Origin of the sequence: Paramesorhizobium endophyticum (assembly GCF_014640615.1) — a bacterium.
GTDB classification, from domain to species: Bacteria; Pseudomonadota; Alphaproteobacteria; order Rhizobiales; family Rhizobiaceae; genus Paramesorhizobium; species Paramesorhizobium endophyticum.
The window spans coordinates 308,300-327,842 of record NZ_BMHH01000004.1; the positions used below are offsets into that span (position 1 = coordinate 308,300).

Genomic DNA, 19,543 nt, shown 5'->3' on the forward strand with positions numbered 1-19,543 from the left:
AGATATTCGAGATACTTCATTTACGCGCAAAAAGGCCGAATTTCCTTGAAAATCAGCGAACTAACCTCAGCTGTGTCGGAAACGTCTTCTTGCGGGGTCGACGTGAGGACTCATCCGCAGGCCCAGGTGATGTATTACGAGCTCAAAGACGCCCGCAATTCGGCGCGCGCGGCGGAAAGATCTGTGGCCGCGAACGAGCCCATCGGCGTTGTTTCATTGTGGAACGATGTCAATACTTTAGCCATGAGAATCCTCAGTGAATACAGCAAGGATATCGAGATTCTGTGCTGGCTGGCGGAAGCGCAGCTGCGCCTGCGCGGCTTTGCCGGGCTGCGCGATTCCTTCACGGTGCTGGTGTCGCTCGTTGATAAGTGGTGGCCCGACCTCCATTCAGTCGCAAACGACACGGTCGAGGATAAGGTAGCGCCGCTGACAGGGCTCAACGGGCTTGGCGGCGAAGGCGTGCTGATCCAGGCTCTGCGCCTGTCACCGCTGGTGCCGGACAATGCCTATGGCAAATTCGGCTTGTGGGACTACCAGCGCGCGCAACGGCCCGGGGAAACGGCCCTGCGGGATGCGCTTTACCAGGCTGTCGCCGAAAAGGGCACGGCGGTGATGAGAACGCAGCTTGCGGAGGTCGAAAGCTGCCTGGAGAATTTCAACGCCCTCGCCCGAAAACTCGACGAGCTTTGCGGCCAGGATGCGCCGCCCGCTTCCAACATACGGCAGGTTTTGCAGGAAGCGGCCTTGGCCATAAGAACGATGGCGCACATCGACGAAGCGGTCGAGAGCGATGCGCGGTCAGCGGAGTTGGCAGGGGAGGCGAGTCCATCCGTCATGCCCGCCGTCAACGCGAACGGGTCGATTCGCTCGCGGGACGAGGCATTCGAAATCCTGTTGAATGTCGCCCGCTTTTTCCGAAGGGCGGAACCGCATTCGCCGACCGCGCAAGCGCTGGAAACGCTCGTCCGGCGCGGACGCATGGACTTTCAGGAACTGCTGCACGAATTGCTGCCGGACGCCGCCACTCGCGCTTCCGTATTGACCGCGGCAGGCATTCAGCCCAAAGTTGACAAAAGCGGCGGGTAAGGGTTTTCAATCGAACACGGCGGATCAATCTCCGCGAAAGAGACAGTGAGGAGAGGGTTGATGGCTAGCGTACATGAGAAGCTGGAGCGGGTTCGCAAACCGCGTGTCCACATCAAATATGAGGTGGAGACCGAAGGCGCGATGGTCGTCAAGGAACTCCCGTTCGTCGTCGGCGTGCTCGGCGATTTCTCGGGCGATCCGACCGAGCCGCTGAAGCCCTTCGGCGAGCGGAAATTCGTGCAGATCGACCGCGACAATTTCGATGAGGTGATGCGCAAGATGTCGCCGGGCCTCAACCTGCGCGTCAAGAATACGATCGAAGATGACGGCTCCGACCTTTCCGTCTCGCTGAAATTCGAAAGCATGAAGGATTTCGAGCCGGGCGCCATCGTGGAACAGGTTCCCGCGCTGAAGGCGCTCCTCGATGCGCGCAACGAATTGCGCGATCTGATGAGCAAGGCGGACCGCTCCGAGGAACTGGAGCAGCTTCTCGAAGACGTGCTGCAGAACAAGGCCGATCTGTCGCAACTGGTCAGGGAGCTTGAAGCCCGCAAGGGTGGCCAGAAGGCCTGAACGTTTCTGATCCGAGAGATTTAGCGCCGCGCTCGCTTAGGCCGGGCGCAACGACCAGGGGACCACCGGTATGAATACCAAAACGCAGAGCCAGGACGTTTCGACTCTCGAAGCGGCACCGGAAGAAAGCCTGCTTGCCAAAGTTGTGAGCGCCACGAAGCAGACCGAGCCCGACCGTGCACACGATCTGCTCCGCACCCTCACCGACCAGGCGCTCAAGGGCACCGTCAAATACGACCGCAACCTGACGGTCACGCTCAACAACGCCATCGCCGAACTCGACCGTGTCATTTCACGGCAGCTCGCCGAGATCATGCAATCGCCCGAGTTCACCAAGCTCGAAGGGAGCTGGCGCGGGCTGCACTATCTGGTGAAGAACACCGAGACCAGCGCGAACCTCAAGATCAGGGTCCTCAACGCCTCAAAGCGCGAACTCTCCAAGGATCTGGCCAAGGCCGTCGAGTTCGACCAGTCGCGCATGTTCAAGGCGATCTATGAGGATGAATTCGGAACGCCGGGCGGCGAGCCGATGGGCGCGCTCGTCGGCGACTATGAATTCGACAATTCGTTCGAAGACGTGCAATTGCTGCAGGGCATATCGTCCATCGCTGCGGCGGCCTTCGCGCCGTTCATATCGGCGGCGAGCCCGCGCATGTTCGGCTTCGAGGATTTCCGCGAGCTTTCCAAGCCCCGCGATCTGGAAAAGATCTTCGAAACCAAGGAATATACCAAATGGCGTTCGCTGCGGGAAAGTGATGATTCCCGCTTCGTCACCCTCACCATGCCCCGCGTTCTGGCCCGCCTGCCCTACACCCCGAAGACCATCACGATCGATGAATTCGTCTTCGATGAAACCGGCGGAGCGGCCAATGGCGAGCTTTCGCACGACAATTACTGCTGGATGAATGCTGCCTATGTGATGGGCACGCGCCTCACCGAGGCCTTCGCCAGGAACGGCTGGTGCACGGCGATCCGCGGCGCGGAAAATGGCGGCAAGGTCGAGAACCTGCCGATGCATGTCTTCACCAGCGACGATGGCGATCTCGATCTCAAATGCCCGACGGAAGTGGGCATTACCGACCGCCGCGACGCGGAGCTCGGCAAGCTCGGCTTCCTGCCGCTCTGCCACTACAAGAACACCGATTATGCGGTCTTCTTCGGTGCGCAGACGGCGCACAAGCCGAAAATCTACGACCGTCCGGAAGCAACGGCCAATGCCGCGGTGTCGGCGCGCCTGCCCTATATCATGGCGACCTCGCGCTTCGCGCATTACCTGAAGGTTATGGGCCGCGACAAGATCGGTTCCTTCATGGAAGCCGCCGATTGCGAAAGCTGGCTGAACCGCTGGATTTCCAACTATGTCAACGCGAATGACGCGGCGGGTGAGGAATCGCGCGCAAAATATCCGTTGCGGGAAGCCAAGGTGACCGTCGAGGAAATCGCCGGACGTCCCGGCGCCTACAATGCGGTGGCCTGGATGCGCCCATGGCTGCAGATGGAGGAACTGACCACCTCGCTGCGCATGGTCGCGCGAATCCCAAGCAAGAACTGACCGGAGCCGGGTGCGGAATGTTTTCACTACCGCACCCGACGCCATGTTGACGATGATGGCCACAAGCCCGCTCCGACGCCGGGTCGATCGTCTGATTGCTCTTATCGATGAGACGCTGAACCGGCAGGTCAATGAAATATTGCATCATCCGCGCTTCCAGGCCCTAGAAGCCTCGTGGCGTGGATTGGCTTTGCTTGTCCGCCACGCGGGCCAAGGCGACGACATCAAGGTGAAATTGCTGAATGTAAGCTGGCAGGCGCTCGCGCGGGACATGGAGCGCGCCAGCGAATTCGACCAGAGCCAGCTGTTCCATCTGGTTTACAGCCGCGAATTCGGAATGCCGGGCGGCGAGCCGTTCGGCCTCATTATCGCGGATTATATTCTCCAGCCCGGTATCAAGGACGGTCACGACGTGGTCTCGACGCTGACACAGATCAGCATGACTGCCGCCGCCGCTTTCTGCCCCTTCATAGCCGGGGCCGGCCCCGGGACGGTGGGCCTCAGTGATTTCACGGAGTTGAACCGCGCGCCGGATCTCTCCCGTCTGCCGCAGAACCTGCTACACAAGCGATGGGAAGGCCTGCGCAAGCGCGACGACACCCGCTTCATCGGCCTTGCCGGCCCGCGCGTCCTCTTGCGCATGCCGTATCGGTCGAATGTGCGCAGCCGCGTCGACCCATTCCCCTTCCGCGAGGCCGGCAAGCCGGATGGCAGCCATCTCCTGTGGGGAAACGGTGCCTTCGCCTTCGCCCTCGTCGTCATGCGCAATTATCTGGCGTCCGGCTGGTTCGCGGATATTCGCGGCGTCTCGCAGGATGCAGAGGACGGCGGCTTCCTCCCGCCCGACCAGATCGCGCCCTACGACCTGGGGTTTGAGAGCGGCGGCCTGTCGGCCCAGCCTCCGGTGGAAATCCGGCTGACAGCCGCGCAGGAACAGCAATTCTGCGATCTCGGCATCGTGCCGGTCGCCACGACCTATATGTCCCCGGCGCTCATTTTCAATTCCAACCAATCGCTGCACCAGCCCCCTCATTACAGCAATGAGAATGCGCGGCAGAACGCGCGCCTGGCGGCGATGCTGCAATATGTGCTCTGCGCGTCGCGCTTCTCGCATTACCTCAAGGTCATCATGCGCGATGAGATCGGTACCGTGACGGATGCGGAAGTGGTGCGCAGGCGGCTGGAAGCCTGGCTCTCGGCCTATACGGTTGGCAATGACGACGCCGACTTGACGCTACGCACCCGTTACCCGCTGCGCTCGGCTGGCATCCAGGTCCACGAGGTTCCCGGACGTCCCGGAACATTCACCTGTACCGTGCAGCTCCAGCCGCATTTCCAGCTGGACGACGTATCCACGACCTTCCAGCTGGTTGCCGACACCGCCGCCGCGAATGTCCTGCCGGCCAACGAAACAGCCTCCGAAAGGAAAACAGCATGAGCCTAGCCGCCACAATCGCCAACCTGCTGGAGGACTGTGCCCTGGATGCCGCGCTTGAGGCGGCGAAGGAACAGGTGAAGTCCCATCCCGCCGACAAGCAGGCGCGCAATCTTTACATCGACCTTCTGGTGCTGAAGGGCGACTATGAGCGGGCGGATGCGCAGTGCTACCTTGCCGCCAATTTCTCGCCGGAAGACGCCACCGGCTTCGCCCTCCTGCGCCATCAGCTTCGGGCCATGGCGGCGCGGGAGGCGTGGTTTTCCGAAGGCGCGCTGCCGCAATTTCCCGGTGAGCCGACCCCGCGCGAAAGGCAGATGCTGAAGCTAGCCGTCGCAGCCCGGGATGGTGCGCCCGGCGAGGCGCTGGAAATCCTTCAAGCGCTCGATGAAGACGAGACCGCACTTCCGCTCGAAGCCGCCGGGAATGGCGTATCCTTTCTGCGCGACGGCGACGACCGCACGGCCTATGTGCTGGAAGCGCTGACTGCCGGTGGCGCCTATCTCTGGATCGGGTTCGAACGGATCGCGGGCCTGCAACTGGAACCGGTAACGCGTCCGCGCGACTATGCCTTCCGCCCTGCGCGGCTCACTTTGCGCGACGGAGCGGAAGCAACGGTCCTGCTTCCGGCGATCTACCATGGAACGCCGCCGGAAAGCGCGCTGCTCCTCGCTCGTGAAACGCGCTGGCAGCAGGGCGCCGCCGGCCTTACGACCGGAAGCGGCCAGCGCTGCCTGCTCGTCGGCGATGATCTGTTGCCCCTGCATGAATTGCCTGTCCTTGGCGAACTGTCCCATTCCGCGGGAGTGCCTGCTAATGGCTGATCCACTCGCTAGATATATGCAGCAGGAACGCGTCATCGCGTCCTCCGTGCTCGACCGGCTTCTGGACAGCGAGCCGGACCGGCCGGCGGACCCGCCGATGAGCATTCCGGCGCAGATAAGGCAATTGCGCGAATCCATCCGCCGGGACCTGGAAGCCCTGCTCAATACCCGCCGCTCGCCGGTTTCGCCGCCAGCGCATTTAAGCGAACTCACCGATTCAGCCCTGACCTATGGCGTCGATGGCTTCGTTTCCGCCAATCTGGTGACCGACGAGGCGAAAATCGCGCTCGCCCACGCGCTGGAGGGGCGCATCGCGCGGACAGAAACCCGGCTCACCAATGTGCATGTCACCATCCTCAAAGGCCGGGCGACGGGAGAACGCACGCTGAAAATGCGCATCGAGGCCAGCTTCCGGCTGCAGGACGGGATGCCGCCCATCCGTTTCGAGACGACGATCGACCCTTCATCGCAGCGCTTTTCGATAGAGGCCGCGAATGAATGAGAGGTTTCTGCAGCGCTACAATGAGGAATTGGCTGCCCTGCGCCGCAAGGCCGCTCGTTTCGCCGACGCTTTTCCCAAGATCGCCGGGCGGCTGCGGCTGACCGCCGATGTCGCTGATGACCCGCAGGTGGAGCGAATGATCCAGAGCTTTGCCTATTCCGCCGCGCGCGTTAGGCAGAAGATCGATGACGAGTTTCCAGAACTGACCACCGAGCTTCTGGAAGCGCTCTATCCGCATTTCCTTGCGCCCCTGCCGTCGATGAGCATCGTCAGGTTCGAGCCGTCAGAGCAATTGGGGTCGGTGCAGAAAATTCCACGGCTGACCGAAATCTCCTCCGAGCCGGTTGCGGGCGAAACCTGCCGTTTCCGCACGACGCAGGATGTGGAGATCGCGCCGGTGCGGCTTGTGTCGGCGAAGCTTTCCGGCCAGCCCATCGAAGCGCCCGTTTCGCCCTTCGCAGGGGCCGCCGGCTGCCTGCATCTCTCGCTACGGATGCTCGAGGGACGGCCATCCTTGCGCGACATCGGGCTGAAGCGGCTGCGGCTTTATCTTGCCGCGCCATGGCGACAGGCGACGCAATTATATGAGCTCTTATGCAATCATGGTCTCGGCATCGCGGTTGCGCGCCATGCCAGCGACATCGCGCCGAGATTTCTGGATCGCAGTAATCTTCGCCCCGCCGGCTTCGATCCGGAGGAGGCGATGCTCCCCTATCCGGCCGTCAGCTTCACCGGTTACAGGCTGCTGACGGAATTCTTCGCGCTTCCGCAAAAATTCCTGTTTATCGACCTCGACAACATCGAAGCTCTCGATGACGAGAGGCTGGAGATTTTCATCTATCTCAAGGAGACCGACCGTGAGCTGGAACGGTCGGTTTCGGCGCAGGATTTCGCGCTCCACGCCACGCCTATCATCAACCTCTACCGTCAAGCCTGCGAACCGCTGACGATCGACGGAACCCGCACGGAATACCGCCTGCTGCCGGATGCAAGGCGGCACCACACCAGGGAGATCTATTCCGTGGAGCGCGTCCTCCTTTCGGATGCGGACGGACGGGAACGCTTCTGCCAGCCCTTTTTCGGTCGCACGCAGACCCATGAGTCGACGCCCGTCTTCTGGCAGATCGCGCGGCATTATGACGAGGACGACAAAACCACCGACGTCGATATCACCTTTGTCGACCGGGAACGCCGTCCCACGGACGCGGTCCAGATGACCGCGAGCGTCGATACGCTCTGCACCAACAGGGATCTGGCGGAGAAACTTCCGTTCGGCGGCGGGCATCCTTATCTCAACATTGTTCCCGGCAATGACAGCGTGGCGGCAACGAAAGCCCTGATGCCGCCGACGCCGGTGATCCGCCGGGCGGAACATACCGAGCGGGAATGGCGCCTGATTTCGCACCTGCTGCTCAACCACGCTTCCCTGTCGGACAAAGGCGGCGCGGCGCTAAAGGATATTCTCTCGCTTTACTCCGTGCGAGACACGCCGGAAACGCGGTTCTTCGTCGATTCCCTCCAGAGGGTGGAAACGAAAAGCGCGACGGCGCGGATGAAGGGCGGAGCGGTCGTTCCGGGCACCGACGTCACCATCGAATTCGATCCGGGCCGCACCGACCATGCGAGCGCCTTTCTCTTCGGAAGCGTGCTCGACCATTTCCTGAGCCTTTATACCTCGATCAACAGTTTCACGCGCCTGACCGTGAAGCTGCGCGGGCAATCCCGCCCCGTTGCCAGCTGGCCGGCCCGCGCGGCTGCCCGCCCCCTGCTGTGAGGGCCGGATCATGACGACGCAAGCCGGACTCATCGATCTCCTGGAACAGCAGCCCGACCGCTTCGACCCGGTCACGGCGCTGCGCGTCGTCGAACATTCCGGCATGGAGGTGCAAATCACGGCGTCCGTGGGTGTTTCCATCGGTGTGTTGCCGGTCAATGGAGTGGAGAGAAAAGAGGACAGCATTCGAGTGCGCTCAATGCTCGCGACGCTTTCCGGCCCCACCGGCTCGCTGCCCCCCGTCTTCAACGAACTCGCCATCCGGGAAACGCGCAACCGCTCGCGCGCTTTTTCCTCGTTCATCGACCTGTTCAATGCCCGGCTCGCAACGCTTTTCGCCGATGCGAGCGAAAAATACCGCTTCGGCCGGCTGCTGCGCTGGCGCAATCCCACGGAAAATACATTCGTCAAGGCGCTGCTCTCCCTGACCGGCTTCGGCACCGCGCGCCTCGCCGAGAAGGCCAAAGTCGACCGGGACATGCTGCTGCGCTACAGCGGGTTCCTGTCCTCGCGAACCCGCAACTGCGCCAATCTCGCCGCCATGCTCAATGATTTCAGCGGCCTGCCGGTAGAGATCGAGCAGTTTCGCGGGCGCTGGCTCACCGTCTCCAGCGACGAGCAAACCCGCCCTGGCCGCGCCAATAGCCGCCTTGGCATCGACACCATGGCAGGAAGCGCCATTCTCGACCGTGCGAGCAGCTTCCGGGTCGTGATCGGGCCGGTCGGCTATGAGGATTACCTCTCTCTGCGCCCCGATGGGCGGCGGATCCGGGAACTCTACGCACTCACCCGGCTCTATGCGGGCGACGGGCTGGCGTTTGACTTTCAGGTCATTCTCAAGAAGGAGGCGATCCCCTGCTCCCAGCTCGGGAACGGTACGGTCCGCCTGGGATGGAACAGCTGGGCTCGCACTGCTCCTGCCGAAAGGGACAGCGGGGACGCCATCATCATTCCGGGAACGGACATGCTGGAGGATCGCCCGTAATGCGATTGCGACTGAAACAGACAGAGGGACCCGTTCAGGCCGTGGCGGCAAGGGGCGACTGGTATCTGGAACGCGGCCGCCGCACCATCGGCCGGTCGAGCGCATGCGACTGGCAGATAGAGGACGATCGCCGCACCATATCGAAGCATCATTTCACCATCGAGCGGACGATGGACGGCTTCGTTTTGCATGATGAGAGCGCCAACGGCACCAATGTCGACGGCAGGCTGGTGATGAGCGGCGAAAGCGCACGGCTCACGGATGGATCGCACATCATCCTGGGGCGCTATGCCTTCGACGCCGTCATATCGGGGCTGGCGACCGAAACCATAAACGATCCCGATGCAGATCTGAGGCTCAGCGACGAAAACCTCACCATTTCATCCATTCTCGCCAATGTGACCCCTGCTGGCATTGGCGGGCACGGCATATTGGGCAATGGCGGACAATCGAGCGATCTGCCGGGCCGCCGTCCGGACGGCAAGCGCAAGCAAATCCCCATAGGCTGGGAAGGCCCGCCAAAGGCAGAGGGGATAGGGTCTCTCCTGCCCGATGACTGGAACAAGGAGTCGGAGCTGAGCACGGCGCTCGAGCATCAGGAAGCCATTCGCAGCCACGCGCCGCGCATCCGTGCGAAGGCAGCTGCCGATGCCGGCCCATTGCCTCAGCCCGAACCGCCCGTGTTGCCGGAAACTTCGCCCGCGTCCAGCGATCTATCGGTGATCGAGGTAGCCATCCGCCGGCTCGAGGCGGTGATGGGAGATGGCGAAGCGCTTCTCAACAGGCCGCCGCGCCAGCCCTCCGGGATAGGTCCCTACCCGCCCGACGAGGCTCAACTCGCCGCCCGGCTGGAAAACCTCACCGCCCGGCTGATCGAGCATAACCAGATGCTCGAAAGGCTCCTGGAAGGATCGGCGGCTCTCTTCGATCCGGCGCTTGTCGAGGCGCGGGTCGATGCCGAGCCCAGCCGCTTTCCACGCCTCGCAGGGCCGCTTTCACGGCTTTCCGCCTCCGTTCCCTGGCTCTCGGCGCTGGCCTACTGGCAGACCTATAGCGCCCAGTTCACCGCCGATGGTCGCCGCGTCAGCGCTCGCGACCTGCTCCTGAGCGTCCTCAACGCGCCCGACGGCGAAACCCCGGCCCCCTCACGCAGCGAAAAGACGGATAAAACGGATGAAATTTGAAAACAGGGTTGCGTGGAGCGAAGGCATGTTTCTTCGCGTGCAGCACTTCCAGCAGGCGGATCGCTGGACGGAGCGTCTCGTTCGCACGACCAGCGACATGCTCTGCCCCTATCCCTGGGGCGTTGCCGAGATCAATATCGACCGCAGCGCGCTGGCAATAGGCCAGTTCGCTCTGACCACCGTGCGCGGCATTCTGCCGGATGGCACGCCCTTTGAAGCTCCCGTCGATACCGACCTGCCCCCGCCCCTGAAACTGGAGGAGCAGGTTCACAATGCCATCGTCTATCTCGCCTTGCCCGTCCGCCAGCCCGGCAAGGCCGAATTCACCATAGACGGCAATCAAACCGCCAAGGTGCGTTTTGTCGCCTCGCCCTATGAAGCGCCGGATGCCAATATCGACACGGACTTCCTCGCGCCCATCGACGTAGGACGCCCGAATTTCCGCCTGCTCAAAAGCGGTGACGAACTGGCTGGTTATGCGCTCATCGGCGTCGCCAGGATCATCGAGGTCCGCTCGGACAAGGCCGTGGTGCTCGACGGCGATTACATCGCGCCGTCCTTAAATTGCGCGGCGGAGCCACGGCTCAAGGAACTCCTGACCGAACTGCTTGGCATCGTCCGCCATCGCGCCGAGGCAATCGCAACCCGCATTGGGGACCCGACCGTCCGCGGGACCGCCGAGATTGGCGACTATTTCCTGCTCCACATTCTGAACCGCGCCGAGCCGCTTCTCGCCCATCTGGCAGCAAATGCCACCCGTATCCACCCCATCGTCTTCTACGAACATTGCATTCAGCTGGCCGGCGAGCTTTCCACCTTCACGACGGAAAGAAAGCGGGCAAGCGAATTCCCACCCTACCGGCATGACGACCTGAAGGCGACGTTCGGTGCCGTTTTCGACGATCTGCGCACGTCGCTTTCCGTCGTGCTCGAACAGTCAGCCGTGCCGATCGAGCTTGCGGAACGGCGGCATGGCGTGCGCGTGGGAATGATCAACGACCGGTCGCTGCTCAAGGATGCAGGCTTCGTCCTCGCGGTTCGGGCGGAAATGCCTGCCGAGGAGATCCGGCGCAAGCTGCCCGCGCAAATCAAGGTAGGGCCGGTCGAGCGCATCGCCGAGCTGGTCAACGTAGCCTTGCCGGGCATCCCTGTCCGCCCCTTGCCGGTGCTTCCCCGCCAGCTCCCCTATCGTGCGGGCACGGTCTATTTCGAACTCGATACCCAAAACCCGATCTGGAACCAGCTCGGAACGTCCAGCGCCATCGCGCTTCATCTCGCCGGTGACTTCCCGAACATTGAAATGGAACTGTGGGCCCTGCGCGAATGATCAAGGAAACGCCTGAACCCTGGGAAAACCTGCCCACCATCGTCGAAGTCAACGATGACGTGCGCAAGAACGAACAGACGGCCAAGAGATTGACCGGGCTGATCGACGACATTGCGATACCCTCCCCCTCCGGCGGACAGGTCTCGCCGGGCGGCTGGTCGGTGGAAAAGCTCGTGCGCTCCTTCCGCCTCGGCAGCGACAAGATACCGACCGTTGTCGCCTCCGCCGCGCCATTGATCAATCTGGCGCATGCGCTTCGCCAATCCGGCGAACAGCCTGATATCGCCGAGTTGCGGCAGGTAACCATCGACGCGGTGGCCCGCTATGAGCGCGACCTTGCCGCGGCGCGCATCAGTCCGGAACGGGCGCGCGCCGCCCATTACGTCATCTGCGCCACCATCGACGACGTGGTGCTGAGCAAGCCATGGGGCGTGCGCGCCGGATGGGCGCAATCGGGCCTTGTGTCGACATTCCACATGGATGTCACCGGTGGCGACCGCGTTTTTGAGCTTCTGGATTATTTCCAGCAAAGCCCCGGCGCAAACAAGGATCTGCTGCTGCTGATCTATCTGTGCCTGTCCCTCGCCTTCGAGGGGCGTACTCGCGTTTCGGCGCGCGGACCGATGGAATTGAGCCGTATCCGCGACGGTCTTTATAAAACGCTTCTTGGGCAATACGGCGTTTTCGAGCGCGAGCTTTCCCCGCATTGGCGCGGCGTGTCGGCCCGCCACAAGCCCCTTCGCACGACCGCCCTCCTGTGGACGCTTCTTTCGCTGCTCGCCTTGGTGCTGGCGCTCGGCTATCTGTTCTTCACGCTCTCGCTCAATCGCGCATCGGACAATACGTTCGAACGTCTCACCGGCTTGCCGCCGAGAGAGCCGGCAAGCCTCGCCGCGGCGCCGAAACCGGAGCCGGAAACGCCCGCCAGCCCTCCCGCCCAGCAGGAAATGCCGCCAGAGCCGGTGGCGGCAAAACCGAGCCGCCTCGACAATCTCCTCGCCTTCCTCCAGCCGGAGGTCGAGAAGAAACTGGTGAGCCTTGCCGACTCCAATGGCAGGCTGCTGGTCCGGATCAACAATTCCGGCCTGTTCGCCACCGGCAGCGCCGAGGTCAGCCCGCAGTTCCAGGATTTGCTCCAGCGCATCGGCGGCGCACTCGCCGCGGAAAAATTCCGCGCGGTGGTGATCGGCTATACGGACAATGTTCCCATCCGTACCGTCCAGTTCCCCTCGAACTGGCATCTGTCCGCCGCGCGCGCCAAGGCCGTCGGCGATATTCTTTCCGCCTTTACCGGGCCAGAAGCCATCCTGACGGAAGGCCGCGCGGATTCAAATCCGCTCGCCCCCAACACCACGCCCGAAGGACGCGAGATGAACCGGCGCACGGAGATACTGGTTTTGACCGATCCGGGAGAGAGACTTGACGCGGCGGGGATTTCACCCGCACAGCCAGCGCCTTTCCAGGAGAACGGATCATCTGCGGAGGGAGTTCATCCGTGAACCCGCTCAGTCTTTTCTACACACTGCGTTCTTACGTCGATTCCTATGCTGGCCTGCTGGGACGGCGGTTTCTGTCCTTCATCTGGCTCGCAGCGCTCTGCATTGTCGTCTGGTTCTATGGCTATCTGATCGGCTATGGCACGTTCAAGCCGCTGGAAAGCGCGACAAACCGCCTGATCGTCATCGGCATCGCCGTCATTGCGTGGGCGATCTATATCGCCGTCAGCATGTACCGGGCGCGCGGGCGCGACAAGGCGCTTGCGGACGATCTGGAGAGCGATGTCGAGGCGGGAAAGTCCACCGAAGTGGACGAGATCCGCGCGCGCCTCAAGGAAGCTCTCGGGCTCCTGCGCAAGGTAAGCCGGAAACGGTTCGGCTATATCTACGAACTGCCCTGGTATGTGATTTTCGGCGCGCCCGGCTCGGGAAAAACCACGGCCTTGTCCAATTCGGGCCTGAAATTCCCGCTCGGGGATGCAATGGGCGCCAACGCGGTGTCGGGCATCGGCGGCACCCGAAATTGCAATTGGTGGTTTGCCGAAGAAGCCATCCTGATCGACACGGCAGGACGCTACACGACCCAGGACGATATCAACGGAACGGCGAAGGCCGGTTGGGAAGGCTTCCTCAACCTTATCCGGAAGCATCGCCGTTCCCAGCCTGTCAACGGTGCGCTCGTCACTCTATCGATCGCCGACCTGATGCAGCGCGATCCCGATGCGATGCGGGAGGAACTGCGCGCCGTGCGCCAGCGCCTGAGCGAGTTGGACAGCCTGCTGGATGCCCGGATCCCGGTCTACATCCTGCTGACCAAGGCCGATCTGCTGACAGGCTTCATCGACTTCTTCGACGGCTTTTCCCGTTCCGACCGGGAACAGGTCTGGGGCATGACCTTCCCGCTCAATGAAAGCCAGAATCCCTCGGGCAAGATGCCGGATCGCTTCCTGGAGGAATATGCGCTGCTGCAGGAGCGTGTCGACGCGATGTTGCTGGAGCGCCTGCAGCAGGAACCCGACATCGAGACACGCGGCCGCATTTTCCGCTTTCCGGCGGAACTGGCTGCCTTGCGCGACCGGCTGCGCGAAGCCGTCGAGGAATTAAGTTCCGGGTCGCAATTCATGGAGCCGCCCTTCATCCGGGGCATCTATCTGGCCTCGGGTACTCAATCATCCACGCAAGCGGTCCGGGAGCGGCGCAGCTATTTCCTGCCAAGACTGTTCCGCGACGTCATTTTCGAGGAGGCCGCGCTCGTCTCGCATGACAAGCGGCTTTCTCGCCGCCAGCGCATCATCCGGAACGGCGCGCTTGCCACTGCCGGCGCGGTGCTCGCCATCGTGCTGGTGGGATGGATCGGCGCCTATTTCCAGAACAAGCGCGCCATCGCCGAGGCAGAGGACCGGATCGACAATTACGAACGGCTCGCTCAGGGCATTCCTGTCACCAATGTGAACGACACCGATTTCCTCCGGGTGCTGCCGGCGCTGGATAGCTTGCGCAACGTTACGGCAGCTTTCGATGAGGAAAGACCCCTGATCGGAAGCTTCGGCCTCAGCCAGGAGTCGAAGCTCGCGGGCCGGCAGCAGATCGCCTACCGCAACGCTCTCAACGGCCTGCTTCTCCCCCGCCTTCTCGTCCACCTGCAGCGCACGCTCGATAATGGCGGCGACGTCAATTCCACATTCGACGCGCTCAAGCTCTACGGCATGCTGGGCGGGCTCGGGCCTGTGGACCGCGATTTCGTCGCCGTTCAGGCGGAGGATATGTTCGCCAGGCTCTATCCCGGCGATACGCGCGCCAGCATACGCCAGTCGCTGGCGGAGCATGTCGAAAACCTCGCTTCCGGCGTCATCGACCCGATCAATCTGGACGATGCACGCATTGCGGCGGCGCGCGAAAAAATCCGCGACGTGAGCATCGCCGCCCGAGCCTTCAATATTCTCGTGAACCGGCGCGATGCGCGGAAGCTGCCTTCCTGGCTGCCTGCGGAGCCGCTCGGCCCACTCGGCGAACAGGCATTCGAGCGCAAGTCTGGAAGCTCGTGGCGGGATGGCATTCCCGGCATCTACACGCAGCAGGGCTACCATCAGGTCGTGCTTCCCTATGCCGCCGACGCCGTGCAGGAAGCGCTCAACGAGGGTTGGGTGCGCGGCGGGGCGGCCGCGTCTGGCGATGCCCAGGCGGTCGATGTGGTCTCCAACTCGGTCCTCCAGCAATATTACGACGCCTTCCGCAAGCGCTGGCAGGACATGCTGACGGATATCCGGACACGCAGGCCCCAGAGCCTCGGCGACGCCGCCGAAATCGCCCGTGTGCTGGCCAATCGGCCAAGCCCGGTCGAGAGCATCGCCCGTTCCATCGCGGTGGCGACGGATTTGCACGGCACGATGGCGGGGCAAGGCGTATCGGAAGCCGCGGCCCGCACGCTCGCCATAGCCGGCGCGCCGGAAATTCCGAGTTTTTACGAAGAATTGCGCGCCGCGCTGAAAACGCCAGACCAGGCATCGACACAGGAGGACAGCGCGCAGGAAACGCCGGGCTCGCAGATCGTCGGACTCACCCCGCTCATGCAGGCCCTTTACGGGCAATTGTCGAGAGCCGCCACCTCGACGGCGGAGGTCGCACGGGTGTTCGATGTCGATAGCCAGCTCAACCAGGCCAATCAGGCGCTGATCAAGGAGGCGCGGCAATTGCCCGCCCCGCTCGACAGCTGGATTGCGGGCATGACCGCCGACATCAGCACGCTTGTCGTCGATACCGCCCGCGCCAATATCCGGGACCAATGGTCGGCCAACAACAGGCAGTTTTGCGCCAGCATCGTCGAAGGCCGCTATCCCTTCGACCGCAGTTCGCAGAGGGATGTCGCCATGAGCGACTTCGTCCGGCTGTTCGGCCCATCCGGCATTCTCCAGACCTTCTTCAAGGAGCGCGTCGAGCCTTTTGTCGACACCGGCACCTCGCCCTGGCGCTGGCGCGGCACCTTCGGAGCGGATGGCCAGCAGAGCCAAGCAATCGCCCAGTTCGAGAATGCGGACAGGATACGCCGGGCCTTCTTCCCCGCCGGGGCGGAAAAGCCGAGCATAAACATCAATATCCGTCCCGTGTCGCTCAGCCCCTCCGCCAATGCCGTGATGCTGGAAATCGAAGGCGAGCGCGTGGTCTATTTTCATGGGCCGATACAGGCGAAATCCGTTGCCTGGCCGTCGGAGCAAAGCGCCAACCTATCAAGGGTGGCATTCCAGCCCGGCGGGTGGCAGCAGGCGCTCACCGTCAATGGAGACTGGTCGCCCTTCCGCCTGTTCGATCAGGCGACACTTACCCGCGAGGATGGCGACAGCTTCCGGGCGCGTTTCGCCAACGGGCAGTTCGAGGCGGAATTCGATGTGCAGTTCGGCTCTGTCATGAACCCGTTCCGGCTCAAGGCGCTGAGCGATTTTTCCTGTCCGGAGCAATTCTGATGACGCTCACCGGCCCGCCTCATCCCGGCTTTTTCGGCAAGGTTCCCACCCATGGGGACTTTGTCGCGAGCGGCCTGTCGCGCGCGGTACAATCGGCGCTCGATCATTGGATCGATGAGGGCATGAAGGCCATCCATGACAGCGACGACTGGGAGACGCGCTTTCAGGCCATGCCCAGCTGGCGCTTCGTCGTCCAGTCGCCTCTCTGGGGCGAAGCGACCGTTGCCGGAATCCTAACCCCGAGCAGGGATCGGGTAGGCCGCAGCTTTCCACTTGTCATCGCCGCCCAGATTCCCGGCTTTACCGGCAATCCGCAATCGCTGTGCTTCGACCGGTCATGGTTCACGGCGGCGGAAGCCCTCGGTGAATCGACGCGCTTCAGGGATTTCGACCTGACACGGTTCACCGATGGGCTGAACCGCCTGCGAATGCCCTATGCACGGGAGGACGAAGCGCCCGCTGCGAGGCTGGACGGTCCTCGCTCGATCTGGTGGACCTTCGACGGCGAAAGCCATGAGGCGGACGGTTTCATGACATCGGGCAAGCCTGACGGGCGAGATTTCGAGAAGCTCCTGCCGCCGGCAAAGCCCGCTACGCCAGCCGCGCCCCTCGCGCAACCGGTTCTTCCGGAGCCAAAGGTCGTTGCCAAGGAATTCATCTTCACGCGCGCCTTCGCGACCCATGCGGGCACCCGCCTCAGCCACAATGCGGATTCCCTCCTGGTTTCGAGCCAGCCGGACCTGTTCGCCATCACCGATGGCATTGCCGATGATCAGGCGGCAAAGCATGCTGCGCGGCTGGCAACCAGCACGCTCTCCGAAACGGGCGCCCATGAAAGCCTCGATGATCTCATGCGCGACATCAAGGGCAAGCTCGGCAAGGCCAACAGCCTGCTCTGGCACGCTTCGCCGGGAGGCCAGAATGGCGCGAGCATCGCCGCACTGGCTTTCCTCAAAGGCGCCGCCGCGGTCATCTGGGCCGGCGATACCCGCTGCTATCTCATCCGCGATGGGATGATGCGGTGTCTGACGCGCGATCACGTCGAAATCGGCATGAAACCGCGTCTTCTGCGCTTCGTAGGCGCGGATCAGCAGTTCATGCCCGATGTCATGACCTTCACGGTGGAGCCGAAAGACCGTTTCGTGCTCTGTTCCGCCGGCCTCATTCGCGCCCTTGGCGAACGGGCCATCGCCGATATCCTGCTCGAAGAAAAGCTGGAAATGGCCGCCGAGGCGCTCATTCAGGAGGCGCTCATCAGCAATGCGAGGGACAATATCAGCGCAATCGTCATAGATGCCCATGAAGTCCAAGCCTGACGACGATCTGCGATCGATCGCCGCCCGGTACCGCGCCCTCTATGAAGCGCTGGTGTCGGACGGGGGAGCGCCGCGCAGCAAGGCAGAACAGCAGCTCTTCACCGACCGGATAAGGGACGCGCTGGACCGTATGAGCGGGGAGATTGCGCCCGCTGCCCCGCCGCTGATCGCGAACAGCTTCTGGCAAGACGAGGTGCTGCACGAAGGCGGGACGACGCAAATCGTGCGGCTGCGCCACCGTGACTTTGATCAAACCTATGTCCTGAAGACGATCCATCCGCGTCACGCCGACAGCCCGGAAGCGCGCGGCAGGCTCATGCGGGAAAGCGCCATCCTCTCCAAGATTTGCCACCCTGCCGTGATCCGGCATCACGTGACACTGCGGCTCCAGGATGGGCGGCCGGGACTGCTTCTCGAAGATATGCCTTCGAGCCTCGCCCGGAAAGACTCACCTCACCCCTATTCGGCAGCCAATATCCTCGATCTGATGCACTGCCTGCTTTCAGGCCTCGAGGCGGTGCATGCGGCCGGTTATGTCCATGCGGATATCTGCCCAGCCAATCTGCTTCTCAAAACGGAGCGCGGTTCCGGATTGAAGATCGCCGATTTCGGCATCAGCATTCCCATCGGAACGACACATGGGGAGGCCGGCTACCGGCGCGCCTTCAGTCCCGAATTCGCCGCGCCAGAGCAAATCGCCGGACGCCCCCTCGATGCGCGCTCCGATATTTTTGCATGTGGAGGCCTCCTCGCTTTTCTCGTCGAGAGGGCCGATCTTTCTGCCACCGAGGCGGCGAATTTTCATCACGCGGTTGCGCAGTTTACGCAGGCCAATCCCGCATCGCGCCCCGCTTCATGCTGCGAGGCCCGCATGCGCCTCAGCGCCCTCCCGCTGACGGCTGCGGCGCCGCCGCTGTCGGCACGCTCTTCTGGAAGACGGTAAGGAACTTCGCCGCATTGGCGAGCGGCGCATTGCTGGCGAACAGCATGTCCCCGTCGCGCATGTAGAATTGCTGCATCAGCACGAAATTCGAAACTTCCCGCAGATTGATATGATAAATGACGGGCCTGCCGACCGCGCCGGGATTTTTCGCCTTGGTGATGGGATCGGTGATCCCATTCGAGCGAAACAGATAGAGGTTGCGCGCATCCGCCCGGTCGTCCAGCAGGCCACCCGCTCGCGCCACAGCCTGCGCCAGGGTCAGCTTGCCGGGTTCGAACGGGAATTCGCCCGCGCTCTTGAACGCGCCGAGCGCCGTGAAGCTCGAACCACCGCTGACGATGACCTGGTCGCCCGGCTGAAGATAGATATTCTGCGCCGTGTCGCTCATCAGCCGCTCGACCGATGCCGAGGCGCGGCGATTGCCGCGAACGACCGTAACCTCTCCGCCCGCCGAAGTGCCCCCTGCCTGCGCCAACACGTCGAGAACGCGTTCGCGCCCGGAAGCGAGCGGGAACTGGCCCGGATTGCGGATGTTCCCATTGACGGTTACCACACTGGAGGGCTTTTCCACCACCGTCACCACCGCCTGCGGATTCACCGTCGAGCCGCGCAGGCCCTCGATGATCTGCTTCTGAAGACCTTCCACGCTGGAGCCGGACGCCTTCTTCTTGCCGACGAACGGCAAGGTGACCGACCCGCTTCGGTCGACGGTAAAGCGTCCCAGATTTAGCGTCTTGCTGTTGGCAGAGGCGAAAAGCCCTTCCTCGCCGGTATCGAAGATCGTGATGTCGATCACATCGCCGGGGCGCAAGGCAGCACCCGCCCTGCCCTGCTTGAGTTCTGCCAATCCCCCGCTCGCCACCGAGGCGCTGCTATAAGCCAGGGCATTATAATCGGCCGGGGACGCGTTCTTCAACTCTACAATGGGTATGCGGTCATTGGTATGGGGGATGGATGCACTTCTGATGTTCGTCGTGTTCGGCCCATCCGCTGGCACGGCGCAAGCGCTCAACACCGACAGGAATCCCACAGCCATATGCTTGTGCATCGAATCTCCCCTCCCGCTAGATCAGGTCGATTTGCTT

General features: G+C 62.6%; 15 protein-coding genes. 14 read left to right on the forward strand and 1 reads right to left on the reverse strand.

The genetic code is table 11. The features are described from left to right. Nucleotides 1-45 precede the first annotated feature (45 nt). From tssA to IEX53_RS07565, 14 genes are all read left to right on the forward strand, one after another. Entirely contained in the window at nt 46-1,089 is a 1,044-nt protein-coding gene (gene tssA / locus IEX53_RS07500; RefSeq protein ID WP_188822967.1) for a type VI secretion system protein TssA, read from the forward strand. 60 nt (nt 1,090-1,149) lie between these two features. Beyond that, nucleotides 1,150-1,662: a type VI secretion system contractile sheath small subunit gene (gene tssB, locus IEX53_RS07505; protein ID WP_188822975.1), complete on the forward strand. Its 513-nt coding sequence runs from the start codon at nt 1,150-1,152 to the stop codon at nt 1,660-1,662. Nucleotides 1,663-1,732: 70 nt separating this feature from the next. Then, nucleotides 1,733-3,214, forward strand: coding sequence for a type VI secretion system contractile sheath large subunit (tssC, locus tag IEX53_RS07510; protein ID WP_188822977.1), 1,482 nt, complete (start codon nt 1,733-1,735; stop codon nt 3,212-3,214). A gap of 10 nt (nt 3,215-3,224) precedes the next feature. Continuing rightward, entirely contained in the window at nt 3,225-4,652 is a 1,428-nt protein-coding gene (gene tssC, locus IEX53_RS07515) for a type VI secretion system contractile sheath large subunit (protein WP_188822979.1), read from the forward strand. Beyond that, nucleotides 4,649-5,473: a type VI secretion system accessory protein TagJ gene (locus IEX53_RS07520; RefSeq protein WP_188822981.1), complete on the forward strand. Its 825-nt coding sequence runs from the start codon at nt 4,649-4,651 to the stop codon at nt 5,471-5,473. Before tssC (IEX53_RS07515) ends, IEX53_RS07520 begins: the two co-directional genes overlap by 4 nt. Next, the gene (tssE, locus tag IEX53_RS07525) at nt 5,466-5,975 is read left to right on the forward strand and encodes a type VI secretion system baseplate subunit TssE (protein ID WP_188822983.1); all 510 of its coding nucleotides are present in this window, start codon (nt 5,466-5,468) and stop codon (nt 5,973-5,975) included. The genes IEX53_RS07520 and tssE overlap by 8 nt, the downstream gene beginning before the upstream one ends. Further along, entirely contained in the window at nt 5,968-7,749 is a 1,782-nt protein-coding gene (gene tssF, locus IEX53_RS07530) for a type VI secretion system baseplate subunit TssF (RefSeq protein ID WP_188822985.1), read from the forward strand. Before tssE ends, tssF begins: the two co-directional genes overlap by 8 nt. Nucleotides 7,750-7,759: 10 nt before the next feature. Next, complete coding sequence (tssG, locus tag IEX53_RS07535; RefSeq protein WP_188822987.1) at nt 7,760-8,734, forward strand: type VI secretion system baseplate subunit TssG; 975 nt, start codon at nt 7,760-7,762, stop codon at nt 8,732-8,734. Next, the gene (locus IEX53_RS07540; RefSeq protein WP_188822989.1) at nt 8,734-9,918 is read left to right on the forward strand and encodes an FHA domain-containing protein; all 1,185 of its coding nucleotides are present in this window, start codon (nt 8,734-8,736) and stop codon (nt 9,916-9,918) included. The genes tssG and IEX53_RS07540 overlap by 1 nt, the downstream gene beginning before the upstream one ends. After that, nucleotides 9,908-11,245, forward strand: a complete 1,338-nt coding sequence (tssK, locus tag IEX53_RS07545) for a type VI secretion system baseplate subunit TssK (protein ID WP_188822996.1) — start codon at nt 9,908-9,910, stop codon at nt 11,243-11,245. Before IEX53_RS07540 ends, tssK begins: the two co-directional genes overlap by 11 nt. Continuing rightward, nucleotides 11,242-12,744, forward strand: a complete 1,503-nt coding sequence (gene tssL / locus IEX53_RS07550; RefSeq protein ID WP_188822998.1) for a type VI secretion system protein TssL, long form — start codon at nt 11,242-11,244, stop codon at nt 12,742-12,744. Before tssK ends, tssL begins: the two co-directional genes overlap by 4 nt. Beyond that, entirely contained in the window at nt 12,741-16,199 is a 3,459-nt protein-coding gene (tssM, locus tag IEX53_RS07555) for a type VI secretion system membrane subunit TssM (RefSeq protein ID WP_188823000.1), read from the forward strand. The genes tssL and tssM overlap by 4 nt, the downstream gene beginning before the upstream one ends. Next, nucleotides 16,199-17,515: a type VI secretion system-associated protein TagF gene (gene tagF, locus IEX53_RS07560; protein ID WP_188823002.1), complete on the forward strand. Its 1,317-nt coding sequence runs from the start codon at nt 16,199-16,201 to the stop codon at nt 17,513-17,515. The genes tssM and tagF overlap by 1 nt, the downstream gene beginning before the upstream one ends. Continuing rightward, nucleotides 17,499-18,458, forward strand: a complete 960-nt coding sequence (locus IEX53_RS07565) for a protein kinase domain-containing protein (protein WP_188823004.1) — start codon at nt 17,499-17,501, stop codon at nt 18,456-18,458. Before tagF ends, IEX53_RS07565 begins: the two co-directional genes overlap by 17 nt. On the opposite strand, the gene IEX53_RS07570 is transcribed toward IEX53_RS07565, so the two are convergent. Then, complete coding sequence (locus IEX53_RS07570) at nt 18,394-19,506, reverse strand: polysaccharide biosynthesis/export family protein (RefSeq protein WP_188823006.1); 1,113 nt, start codon at nt 19,504-19,506, stop codon at nt 18,394-18,396. The genes IEX53_RS07565 and IEX53_RS07570 overlap by 65 nt on opposite strands. Nucleotides 19,507-19,543 lie beyond the last annotated feature (37 nt).

Bases quoted from the DNA above. Each gene is read 5' to 3' on its own strand.
- tssG (WP_188822987.1), top strand. From the start codon at position 7,760: ATGACGACGCAAGCCGGACTCATCGATCTCCTGGAACAGCAGCCCGAC.
- tssL (WP_188822998.1), top strand. From the start codon at position 11,242: ATGATCAAGGAAACGCCTGAACCCTGGGAAAACCTGCCCACCATCGTC.
- tssK (WP_188822996.1), top strand. From the start codon at position 9,908: ATGAAATTTGAAAACAGGGTTGCGTGGAGCGAAGGCATGTTTCTTCGC.
- tssE (WP_188822983.1), top strand. From the start codon at position 5,466: ATGGCTGATCCACTCGCTAGATATATGCAGCAGGAACGCGTCATCGCG.
- tssC (WP_188822977.1), top strand. From the start codon at position 1,733: ATGAATACCAAAACGCAGAGCCAGGACGTTTCGACTCTCGAAGCGGCA.
- tssF (WP_188822985.1), top strand. From the start codon at position 5,968: ATGAATGAGAGGTTTCTGCAGCGCTACAATGAGGAATTGGCTGCCCTG.
- tssB (WP_188822975.1), top strand. From the start codon at position 1,150: ATGGCTAGCGTACATGAGAAGCTGGAGCGGGTTCGCAAACCGCGTGTC.
- IEX53_RS07540 (WP_188822989.1), top strand. From the start codon at position 8,734: ATGCGATTGCGACTGAAACAGACAGAGGGACCCGTTCAGGCCGTGGCG.
- IEX53_RS07565 (WP_188823004.1), top strand. From the start codon at position 17,499: ATGAAGTCCAAGCCTGACGACGATCTGCGATCGATCGCCGCCCGGTAC.
- tagF (WP_188823002.1), top strand. From the start codon at position 16,199: ATGACGCTCACCGGCCCGCCTCATCCCGGCTTTTTCGGCAAGGTTCCC.
- IEX53_RS07570 (WP_188823006.1), bottom strand. From the start codon at position 19,506: ATGCACAAGCATATGGCTGTGGGATTCCTGTCGGTGTTGAGCGCTTGC.
- IEX53_RS07520 (WP_188822981.1), top strand. From the start codon at position 4,649: ATGAGCCTAGCCGCCACAATCGCCAACCTGCTGGAGGACTGTGCCCTG.